The following is a 10,560-nucleotide window of genomic DNA, read 5'->3' as shown; positions in this document are numbered from 1 at the left end:
CAACCGCACAGAACTGGCCCGCTGGGCGATAGAAAGTGGTCTGGGCAAAAAACCGCTATGATTCCTCTCCTTTTTCGGAGTCCTCTTGCTTAGCGGCTCAGGAACTCTCTCTCCTCAGCCCGATTGGAGATAGGGTGGTAGCAGCGCTTGCAGAGCAGAATAACCATGGTGGGTAAGTTTTTTCAAAAATTGGCAGGAGAGGATCCCTTGTCGGGTCGGCTACCCCCTGGGCAGCATTTGGCGCGGGGCTTTCCGGTGCTCACCTACGGCGATACGCCGGTGATCCGGCCAGAAGAATGGCGGCTGCGCATTTGGGGATCCGTGGAAAAAGAAGTAGTGCTCACCTGGGAGGATCTGCTGGCCTTGCCCCAACATACGTTCACCGCCGATTTTCATTGTGTTACCCGCTGGTCAAAGTTGGATGTGACTTGGACAGGGGTGCGGATCCCGGACGTGTTGCAGGCAGTATCCATCGCTCCTGAGGCCAAGGCGGTGATGCAACGCTGTTATGGTGGCTACACCACCAACCTGACTCTGGAGGAGTTCATCCGCCCCGAAAACTACCTGGTTCATACCCTGGAAGGACAACCGCTCCCGGTAGGGCCGGTGCGCACTTTGATCCCTCACCCATATGCCTGGAGTTTCCCCCCTAAGATCAGCTGGGCTTTTGGGGGAGCAACGGCTACTACATGGGCGGTGAACCCTGGGCCGAAGAACGCTACAGCAATCTATAGAGGCTCTGAAATTTTGCGCTCCTTTAGCAGGGATCCCTCGAAGTTCTTTGCCGCTATCTGCCGTTTTGGCCGCAAACTGAAGAGAGCACCTTGGTTGCCGTTGCTGCGAACGCCTGAGGTGCCTGTGTCTTTAGATCTCAAAGAAAGCTTAAATAGCAAAGCTCAAAAGATCCATTGGACTCCATTCCGCTTACGCAAACACTAGAAATCATGGGATCCCGTTCACCGCGTCCAGCCCGGCCCATCCGTTCCGGCCGCTATCCGGCCAAAGAGCTGTGCAGCCAGTGCGGCCTCTGCGATACCCGCTACGTGGCCCACGTCAAAGAAGCCTGTGCCTTCTTGGACCAGCAACTGACCCAGTTGGAAGAACAGACCCACGGGCGATCCCGGGAATCGCTGCGCTCAGGATCCCTCGCCGTCACCGATACCGATTACTTCGGTGTCTACGAGGCAATGTTTACGGCCCGCAAACGGGATCCGATCCCTGGTGCCCAGTGGACGGGCATCGTCAGCAGCATTGGCATGAAGGCCCTCACCAGCGGCTTGGTGGAAGGGGTGGTGTGCGTGCAGGCGGATGAGCGGGATCGCTTTCAGCCCCGGCCCATCTTGGCACGTACCCCCGAAGCGGTCTTGGCGGCGCGGGTCAATAAACCAACCCTGTCCCCCAATTTGTCGGTGCTGGAGCAAGTGGAGCAAAGTGGCCTCAAACGCCTATTGGTGATCGGGGTGGGCTGCCAAATCCAAGCTTTGCGGGCGGTGGAAAAAAAACTGGGCCTGGAGAAGCTGTACGTGTTGGGCACGCCCTGTGTGGACAATGTCAGCCGTGCCGGGCTGCAAAAGTTTCTAGAAACCACCAGCCGCTCCCCACAGACGGTGGTGCACTACGAGTTTATGCAAGACTTCCACATCCACTTCAAACACGAAGATGGCTCGGTGGAAAAGGTGCCCTTCTTCGGCCTCAAGACCAAAGAACTCAAGGACGTGTTTGCCCCCTCCTGCCTCAGTTGTTTTGACTATGTGAATGCTCTGGCAGATCTGGTGGTGGGCTACATGGGATCCCCCTTGGGCTGGCAGTGGCTGCTGGTGCGCAATCAGCGGGGGCAAGAGCTGTTGGACTTAGTCTGGGAGGAGCTGGAAACCCAACCGGTGATCTCGCAGGGATCCCGGAGGGCGGCAGTGCAGCAGGGGATCCCTGCCTACGACCAAGCCCTGAGTTTGCCAATGTGGCTGGCTCGCCTCTTGGGGGCGGCAATCCAGCGCTTTGGGCCGCGCGGCCTGGAATATGCCCGCTTCTCCATCGATTCCCACTTCACCCGCAACTACCTCTATGTGCGCCGCCACTATCCCCAGAAGTTGGAGCAGCACGTGCCCCCCTTTGCCCGGCGGATTGTGGAGCAGTACCAACTCCCGCAAGACTGAGGCTCAGCAGTAGCGGATCCCAGCTTCCGCCCAGCGATCGATAGCCTGACCTATGCGCTCGCAATCGGCAATTAGGCTAATCCGCACGTAGCCCTCTCCTCCCTCTCCAAAAGCGCTGCCGGGGGTTACGACCACGCCTGTAGATTCCAGCACCCGCAGGGCAAACTCCGTCGATCCCTCAGGGGTGCCGTCGGCAGCGCGGGGGGTAGGGATCCAGAGATACATCGTCGCCCGTGGCGGCTCGATCCGCCAGCCCAACTCCGCTAGGCGGCCGATCAGATAGTCGCGCCGGCGGCGGTAGCGCTCTTGTACCTGCTCCAGGTAGCTATCCGGCAGGCGCAGGGCAGTTTCGGCGGCCTTTTGGATGGCGGCAAAAATGCCGTAGTCGAGATTGGTTTTCAGGGTGCGCAAGCTCTGGATGATCTGGCGATTGCCCACCACAAATCCCACCCGCCAGCCGGCCATGTTGTAGGTTTTGGAGAGGGTGTGGAACTCCACTGCCAAGTCCTTGGCCCCTGGGATCTGCAGCAGGCTGGTGGGCCGGTAGCCGTCAAAAGCCAACTCGGCATAGCACAGGTCGTGCACCAGGATGAGATCGTAGCGGCGGGCAAACTCCACCACCTCCTCAAAAAAAGAGCGGGGCGCAACTGCCGCCGTCGGGTTGTTGGGGTAGTTAAAGTAGAGCACCCGCGCTTGCTGGGCCACTTCCGGCGGTATTTCTTGCAGATCGATCAACCACCCCTTCTGCGGGCGCAGCATCATCGGGTAGATCTGCCCGCCGGCAATCATGGGGCCGCGAAAATGGGCTGGATAGGCAGGGCTGGGCACCAACACCAGATCTCCGGGATCCACATAGGCCAGAGCCAGGTGGGTCAGCCCCTCTTTGGATCCCAGCAAAGGCAGCGCCTCTCCATTGGGATCCAGCTCCACCCCGTAGCGGCGCCAGTACCAATCCGTGATCGCCTGGCGGAAGCTGGCCGTGCCCTCAAAGGGCGGGTAGCCGTGGTGGGCGGGATCCGCAATGGCCGCCTGCGCCGCCTTCACCACCGGCTGTGGGGTGGGACCATCGGGGTTGCCCATGCCCAGATCGATCAAATCCAACCCCTGCTGGCGGGCGCGGGCCTTCAGCTCATCCAAGCGGGCGAAGACATAGGCGGGCAGCTTGTTCAGCCGCTGGGCGGGAACGAGAGCGCGGTTCATGGCAAGAATGGGGAAGGGGCACAGCCGGTGCCTGATGGGAGGATAGGTACCTAACTTACCGCCAGACCTGCATCCAAAGCAATGATCGAGATTGGCGGCTTTGGGCATCCGGGATCCCGAACAGCTAGGATAGATATCCCAAGTTATCGACGAGCCAACAGTGCCCCTACCTCTTGTGGCCATTGTGGGCCGCCCCAACGTGGGCAAATCCACCCTCGTCAACCGCATGGCGGGGGTGCGTTCGGCCATTGTGCACGATGAGCCTGGGGTGACCCGGGATCGCCTGTACCAGGAGGTGGAGTGGAACGGGCGCCGCTTGCGGGTGGTGGACACCGGCGGCCTGGTTTTTGGCGACGACAGCGAATTTCTGCCCCACATTCGCCAGCAAGCGATGGCAGCCATGGCCGAGGCGCAGGCCGTGATCTTCGTGGTGGATGGCCGAGAGGGACTGACACCCGCCGATGTAGAAGTGGCCGATTGGCTGCGCAAACAACCCCTGCCGGTGGTGGTGGCCGTAAACAAGTGCGAGTCGGGGCAGATGGGCCTGGCTCAGGCAGCAGCCTTTTGGGAGCTGGGGCTGGGGGATCCGATCCCCTGTTCCGGCATCCATGGCAATGGGGTAGCCGAGCTGTTGGAGGCGGTGCTGGCTCACTTGCCCGAAGTGACCGAAGAAACGGTGGGTGAGCCGGATCCCATTGCCGTCTCGATTGTGGGACGGCCCAACGTCGGCAAATCCAGCCTGCTTAACCGCCTGGTAGGATCCGAGCGGGCCATCGTCAGCCCCATTTCCGGCACCACCCGCGATGCCATCGACACCGTGGTCACCTGGGAAGGGCAGCCCTATCGCCTCATCGATACCGCCGGCATCCGCAAAAAAAACCGCGTGCAGTACGGCATTGAGTTCTTCAGCATCAACCGGGCCTTCAAGGCCATCCAGCGCTCGGATGCAGTGCTGCTGGTGATCGATGCTTTGGAGGGGGTTACCGAACAGGATCAGAGGCTGGCCGGGCGCATCGAAGAAGAGGGCCGCGCCTGCGTTGTCGTCGTCAACAAGTGGGATGCAGTAGAAAACAAAGATACCCACACCATCAACGAGTTCACCCGCGAGATTCGCGACAGGCTTTACTTTATCGAATGGGCGCCGCTCCTGTTTGTCAGCGCCCTCACCGGGCAACGCACCCACAAAATCTTTGAGCAGGTGAATACCGTGGTGGCCGCCCACCGCAAACGGGTTCCCACCGCTGTGGTCAACGAAGTGCTCCAGGATGCTCTTGCCTGGCAATCGCCCCCCACCAACCGCCAGGGCAAGCAGGGCAGAATTTACTACGGCACCCAGGTGGCGGATCGGCCCCCCACCTTTGTTCTGTTTGTCAACGATCCCGATTTGTTTAAGGATAACTACCGCCGCTTCCTGGAAAAGCACTTCCGGCAAAACCTGGACTTTACCGGTACCCCCATTCGCTTTCTCTGGCGCGGCAAATCCGAGCGCTTGGTTGGGCGGGCGGTGCGAAAATTGGAGAGATCCCTGACCTCTCGTTAGGCCCTCTGGTCTACTGAAAGCCTATGGCTGTGGATCCCAACGTCAAAACCCTGGTTGACAACCGTCGCGCCCGCTTCGAGTACGACATCTTGGAGACCTATGAGGCCGGGATCCAACTGACCGGCACAGAGGTGAAATCGATACGAGCGGGCAAAGCCAACCTGCAAGACGCTTTTGCCCTCTTTCGGGATGGGGAAGCATGGCTGCACAATCTGCACATCTCCCCCCATGACACCGCCAGCAAAGTGTTTAACCACGACCCTACCCGCCGCCGTAAGCTGCTGCTGCACCGGCGTGAGATCGACCGCCTACGGGGCTTGGTGGAACAAAAGGGCCTGACCGTGGTTCCCCTCAAGCTGGTGCTCAACCGCGGCTGGATCAAAGCCCATCTGGGCGTGGCCCGCGGCAAAAAGCTCCACGACAAGCGGCAGGCAATCAAAGAGCGGCAAACCCAGCGGGAGATTCAGCGGGAACTGAAGGAACGATAAATTTCTCCCTGAGCCCCTGCTGGCTTCCACGTCGTTTGCCAAGCGCCTTTTTGTATTCTCAGATACAGCGATCTGCAGCGGGATCCCGATGATGGATGTAGTCTTCCGGCTTTGGATCCCTGTTCTGTTGGAGCTGCCTGTGAACTGGAATCTTACCCGCGCTTTTTCTCCCTCGAGAGGCTGGGCTATTGGCCTGGCAGTCGCCGCTCTACTGGGATCCACCCCCACAACGGCGCAGGAGACCTTCAAAGTGGGCATGGTGCTGGTGGGGCCGATGCAGGATGGCGGCTGGAGCCAGGCGCATGTGGAGGGCAGCGAATACGTCAAGGCCAAGTTGCCCGGTGTCGAGTTTGATTACCTGGATAAGGTGAACCCGGCGGATCGGCCCAATGTGCGCGCCTCCCAGGTGGCGGATGACATGATCGCCCGAGGTGCGAAGGTTATCATCTTTACTTCCGATGACCACAAAGACGACGCGATTGAAACGGCCCGCAAGCATCCCGAGATTGCGGTTATCCATGCTTCTGGGGACATGGCCTGGAAGGAAGGGAAAAATTACATCGATCTGCCCAACTTGGCCAACATCATGCCCCAGATGGAAGCGATGCGCATGGTGGCTGGCTGTGCTGCAGCCCTGGGCTCCGAAACCGGCAAAATTGGCCTGTTGGGACCTCTGATCAACGATGAAACCCGCCGTTACGCTGCTGCCGCCTACTTGGGAGCCAAATACTGCTGGGAAACTTACCGAGATCGTCCTGAAGAGTTGCAGTTCCGGGTGACCTGGATTGGCTTCTGGTTCAACATTCCAGGGGTTACTTTGGATCCAAGCAAGGTTGCCGATGACTTTTACAACGGCGGCTTTGATGTGGTGATGTCGGGGTTGGATACGCCGGAGGCGGCGGTACAAGGCAAGCGGGCTGCTGAGGCCGGAAAGCGAGTGCGCTACACCCACTACGGCCTGGCCAGCGGTTGTAACTTTGCGCCCGAAATTTGCCTGGGGGTTTCCTACTACAACTGGGGGCCAGGATACAAGCAATTGATCGAGGCAGCTCGCGCGGGCACCTTCGAGAGCCAATTCCTGCGTCCGCCCATCGACTGGTCGGATATCAACAACCCGGACACGTCTTCGGCAGGGTTCATCATGGGAGAAGCCCTGGAGCCAGAAGATAGGGCTAAGTTGGAGGAGTTCATCGCCGGCTTGGGGAATGGCAGCATTCAGCTCTTCAAGGGGCCGCTCAACTTTCAAGATGGCACGCCCTTCTTGGCTGAGGGAGATGTGGCCAGCGAGGTCGAGATTTGGTATCTGGGCCAGTTGCTAGAGGGCATGGAGGGAGCCAGCAACTAGCGGAAGGCGTTCTAGGCTCCGGGGAGGGGGAAGAAGCGGTCGGTGGCTTTCACCCGCTGACACCAGGCTCGGATCTGAGGAAAGGGCTTGAGGTCAAACCCGCCCTGCTCCGCCACATGGGTGTAGGTGAAAAGGGCGAGATCGGCGATGGTGTAGCGGTTGCCCACAAAAAATGCTTTCCCCTGCAGGTGGCCTTCCATGATCTCCAAGGCCTCTGTTCCAGATTTCAAGTTCTGGGCGATCACGTCAGCATGGGCCTCTGCTTGGCCGGCCCGCACCCAGAAGCGAGTGGTGGCGATGTAGCGGGCAATGCGGGTTTGTTCAAAAAGCAACCACTTCAAAATCTCGGCCCGTTCCAACTTGTTTTGGCCGTAGAGGGGGGTGTCTTCTGCCAGGTAGACCAAGATCGCGGCGGACTCGGCCAAGACCGTTCCATCTTCCAGTTCCAAAGCCGGGATCTGGCCCAGGGGGTTTTTGGCCAGGTACTCGGGGCGGCGGTTTTCTCCGGCCCTGGAGTTGACTTCAACCGTCTCATAGGGGATCCCCAATTGCTTGAGGAGCAATTCCACTTTGTAGCAATTTCCGGAGGTTGGGATCCCGTACAGTCGCAACATTGTGGTTAACCTCAGCCCAAAGCACCTTACAAAGAACTTCGTCCTAACAACGCCAACGGCAACCCAATCAACAAAAACCCTCTGTCCCTAACACTTTTTTAGCAGCTTTGTTCTTCCAACTCCTGCATCTGCCGGCGGTATTCCCGCCCAAAGGCTTGCAGCAACCCTTCTGCATGGGAAAGAGGCCCTGCTTCATAGGCACGGGATCCCACCCCTTGCTGGGTGAGCTCGCACAGGTGCCAATCCTGTCGATTGGTGCGATCCCACAATTCCACCACCTCGCTGGGATCAAAACCATCCAGCGCCAAGGTCTCCGGCTCAAACAGCCAATCGCAGACAACCCGCGTCCGGTCGGATCCCTGGGGCCACAGAGTGTGGGTCATGACATAGTCCGGCTGCAGGCTCAAGAATAGATTGGGCATAAGGGTGTAGTAGTAGGCTCGCCGTTGGTTTTCTCCGCGCACGGTGGAGATCAGGGGCAAGCTGCGTTGGCCACTCATGTTTAGGCTGGTCACATCTGGATTGAGCAACATGTAGCCGCCCAAAAAGGGGCCTTCCATCAAGTCGTTGCGACCACTGCGAGCCGGCGAAAGGCGGGCCAATTCTGGGTGAATGAGCGGGCAGTGGTAGCACTCAGAGTAGTTTTCAAACAGCAATTTCCAATTGGCTTGAACGTGGTATTCAATACGATGGCCTCGCCGCAGAGCGGACAGGTTCCACTCTCGGAAACGACCTTGCAATGGGGCAAAAACCTCATCGAAGGGCTGAGGATTGCGGCTGAGGTTGACCCAGACGAAGCCTTCCCATTCTGCCAAGGCAGCGGAGTGGAGGGGATAATCTTCACGGCGAAAGTCTTCCACCTCGTGCATCTGGGGAGCTGCCAACAATTGCCCGTCCAGCCCATAGCGCCAGGCGTGGTAGGGGCAAAGGATCCCATCGGCAAAATGGCCTTGGGGCTCACTGCAGAGTCGGGTTCCTCGATGGCGACAGTGGTTGAAGAAGGCATGGGCTTGCCCCTTGGGATCCCGTACCAGGATCAGGCTTTCCCTGAGCACCTGCACCTGCAAAAAGTCTCCGGGTTGGGCCAGATCGGCACTGCGCCCCACGCAGAACCACTGCCGATAAAAAATCTGCTCAATCTCCGCCTCAAAGCGGCTGGAAGAAACATAGTAGTGGCCAGGCAGGGTGCGGGCGCCGGGTTGAACCGTAGCGGGATAGAAAGCGGTCATGGGGCAAAGCAGCGATAAGAAAAACTGCTGTGGGACTCCAAAGGCTTTGCTATCCAAGCTAACGCAGGGATCCCATCCGGCATCTATTCCAAGCAGATCCAAGGCATTTTTAAGGCATTTTTGAAGCATTCCCCCCAAGCACGCTGTGCTGCTCGCGCAAATACCCCAGTCTCCTACCCACAAGGGGAGAGGGGGGCATAAGAACTCCGTCCTGCTGACGCAAATGGCTTATTCCCGCTAGGGGGACGTAGCGCTATAGCCCAAGTCGCGCAGAAGGTGCTCAGAGCGCCGCCAGTGGGGCCGCACCTTGACAAACAGCTCCAGGTACACCTTGCCCAGGATCAGCTTTTGAATCTGCAGGCGGGCTGCCTGGCCGATCTGCTTGAGCCTTTCCCCCCCTTTGCCGATGAGGATCCCCTTTTGGGAGTCCCGCTCCACATAGAGGGTGGCCAGGATGCGGGTGACGTTGGGGGTTTCTTCCACCTGGTCGATGGTCACGGCCACGGAATGGGGCACTTCCTCGCGGGTCTGCAGCAGCACCTGTTCTCGGATCAGCTCCGCCATGATGAACCGCTCCGGCTGATCCGTCACCAAATCCGGTGGGTAGTAGTAGGGGCCGGTGGGCAGCAGGTCGATGGTGGCCTGGATCAGAGGCGTCAAACGGCTGGGATCCAGGGCAGACACCCAAACCACGGGCGCGCCGGGGCGTAGGGCTTGGTAGCTCTCCTGGTGAGCTTGGCGCACGGCAACATCCCGAGGCAGCAGATCCGCTTTGTTGCAGACGATCAGGCAGGGGGAAGCAGCAGGGATCCGCTCGGCAATAAAAGCATCCCCGCGTCCTGCCGGCACCGATCCATCCACCACGAAGAGGATCACGTCCACAGCGGCAATGGCTGCCTGGGCGTTGTGTACCAAAATTTCCCCCAGGCGGTGGTGGGGCTTGTGAATGCCAGGGGTATCCACCCAGATGATCTGGGCTTCCGGCAGAGAGAGGATCCCCTGTAGGCGGTTGCGGGTGGTCTGGGCCACGGGAGAAGTGATGGCGACCTTTTGTCCCACCAGGGCATTGAGCAGGGTGGATTTGCCCACATTGGGCCGCCCGATCAGCGCTGCAAATCCCGACTTAAACCCCGGCGGGGCAACCGGGATGGCAGACAGTTCCCCGCCCCCGCTGCTGATAGGATCGGGCACCGATTCCGCTTGTGCTTCAGAAGCCGAGGACTCCGTCCGAGCGGCGTGAACGGATCTTTGTCCTTCAGGGGAGGGATCCCTACCGTCTGGAGGAGAGTGGGAAGATCCGACGCTTTGCTCTTGTAGCTCTTCTTCTGCCATAGCCTTCAGTAAACCACCCGCACTCATGCTGACATATAGAGAGCGAGCTTTCGGTAGCCCTGTAGTTGGCAAGCCAATCACGTTCGCGAAGCAAGCCGTAGGCTTAGCCTCTGGGCTGGTTTACAGCAGCCCCCAAAAGTGCAATCATATTTGCCCCATTCAAGTCCGCATCCCCTTCCCATCCACAATGCTCACACTTAAACTTCTTCCCACTGCGATAGGATCGCGCAGGGTCGGGATGGATGTGCAGACACCGGTGGCAAGTTTGGGATGTATAGGCAGGCGGAACAAGAATCAGAGAAACCCCTGCACGCAGAGCCTTGTACTCTAGAAACTGTCTCAGTTCTCCTTGCCAGACAGCTGTTGCAGCAGTTCTCTGCATCTGCGCCGCGAACTGCGTGTGCCCTTACTGGCTTTGCGTTGGAGTACCGCCCTCAACCGGGAGTAGTGGTCTCGGACTCTGTTCAACTGCTGTCCATTCCAGTTGTCCCCCTCTGACGTATGGGCAATATCTGTCCTTCCCAAGTCCACCCCGATCACCTTGTCGGTATCTTGTTGCTTGGGTGGTTTTTTCTCTACGCAAATCTGGATGTAGTAGGAGCCATCCTTCCGCTGGACTAGGGTGGCCGATTTGGGGTTAGAGCCAGCCAGCATTCCCC

9 protein-coding genes and 1 pseudogene are annotated in these 10,560 nt (G+C 59.0%); 5 read left to right on the top strand and 5 right to left on the bottom strand.

All coding sequences use genetic code 11. The features are described 5' to 3' along the window. Positions 1–165: 165 nt before the first annotated feature. The gene (locus tag NW838_RS01890) at positions 166–939 is read left to right on the top strand and encodes a molybdopterin-dependent oxidoreductase (RefSeq protein ID WP_414356317.1); all 774 of its coding nucleotides are present in this window, start codon (positions 166–168) and stop codon (positions 937–939) included. Positions 940–944: 5 nt separating this feature from the next. Then, positions 945–2,153, top strand: a complete 1,209-nt coding sequence (locus tag NW838_RS01885) for a Coenzyme F420 hydrogenase/dehydrogenase, beta subunit C-terminal domain (RefSeq protein WP_414427392.1) — start codon at positions 945–947, stop codon at positions 2,151–2,153. Positions 2,154–2,156: 3 nt separating this feature from the next. Here the strand turns inward: NW838_RS01885 and NW838_RS01880 are convergent, their stop codons facing one another. Further along, positions 2,157–3,353: an aspartate aminotransferase gene (locus NW838_RS01880; RefSeq protein WP_414356314.1), complete on the bottom strand. Its 1,197-nt coding sequence runs from the start codon at positions 3,351–3,353 to the stop codon at positions 2,157–2,159. Positions 3,354–3,513: 160 nt separating this feature from the next. On the opposite strand from NW838_RS01880, the gene der reads away from it, so the two are divergent. The 3 genes from der to NW838_RS01865 all read left to right on the top strand — a co-directional run bounded on the left by der (position 3,514) and on the right by NW838_RS01865 (position 6,726). Further along, complete coding sequence (gene der / locus NW838_RS01875; protein WP_414356313.1) at positions 3,514–4,893, top strand: ribosome biogenesis GTPase Der; 1,380 nt, start codon at positions 3,514–3,516, stop codon at positions 4,891–4,893. A gap of 23 nt (positions 4,894–4,916) precedes the next feature. Further along, positions 4,917–5,381 carry an SsrA-binding protein SmpB gene (smpB, locus tag NW838_RS01870; RefSeq protein WP_011432891.1) on the top strand — a complete coding sequence of 155 codons (465 nt, stop codon included), beginning with the start codon at positions 4,917–4,919 and terminating at the stop codon, positions 5,379–5,381. Positions 5,382–5,469: 88 nt separating this feature from the next. After that, the gene (locus NW838_RS01865) at positions 5,470–6,726 is read left to right on the top strand and encodes a BMP family lipoprotein (RefSeq protein ID WP_414356312.1); all 1,257 of its coding nucleotides are present in this window, start codon (positions 5,470–5,472) and stop codon (positions 6,724–6,726) included. Positions 6,727–6,737: 11 nt separating this feature from the next. On the opposite strand, the gene NW838_RS01860 is transcribed toward NW838_RS01865, so the two are convergent. From NW838_RS01860 to NW838_RS01845, 4 genes and pseudogenes are all read right to left on the bottom strand, one after another. Continuing rightward, a complete protein-coding gene (locus NW838_RS01860) occupies positions 6,738–7,340 on the bottom strand; it encodes a glutathione S-transferase family protein (protein WP_011432893.1) in 603 nt (200 codons plus the stop codon). Positions 7,341–7,438: 98 nt separating this feature from the next. Next, positions 7,439–8,569 carry an aromatic ring-hydroxylating oxygenase subunit alpha gene (locus NW838_RS01855; RefSeq protein WP_414427391.1) on the bottom strand — a complete coding sequence of 377 codons (1,131 nt, stop codon included), beginning with the start codon at positions 8,567–8,569 and terminating at the stop codon, positions 7,439–7,441. Between the two features lie 237 nt (positions 8,570–8,806). Next, positions 8,807–9,760, bottom strand: coding sequence for a GTPase Era (era, locus tag NW838_RS01850; protein WP_414357043.1), 954 nt, complete (start codon positions 9,758–9,760; stop codon positions 8,807–8,809). A 244-nt stretch (positions 9,761–10,004) separates the two neighbouring features. Next, positions 10,005–10,560, bottom strand: a pseudogene (locus tag NW838_RS01845) (RNA-guided endonuclease InsQ/TnpB family protein); the annotation flags it as partial.

The organism is Synechococcus sp. R55.2 (genome assembly GCF_047462075.1).
In the GTDB taxonomy this organism is placed as follows: Bacteria; Cyanobacteriota; Cyanobacteriia; order Thermostichales; family Thermostichaceae; genus Thermostichus.
This window is presented reverse-complemented; position numbering and strand designations above follow the sequence as displayed.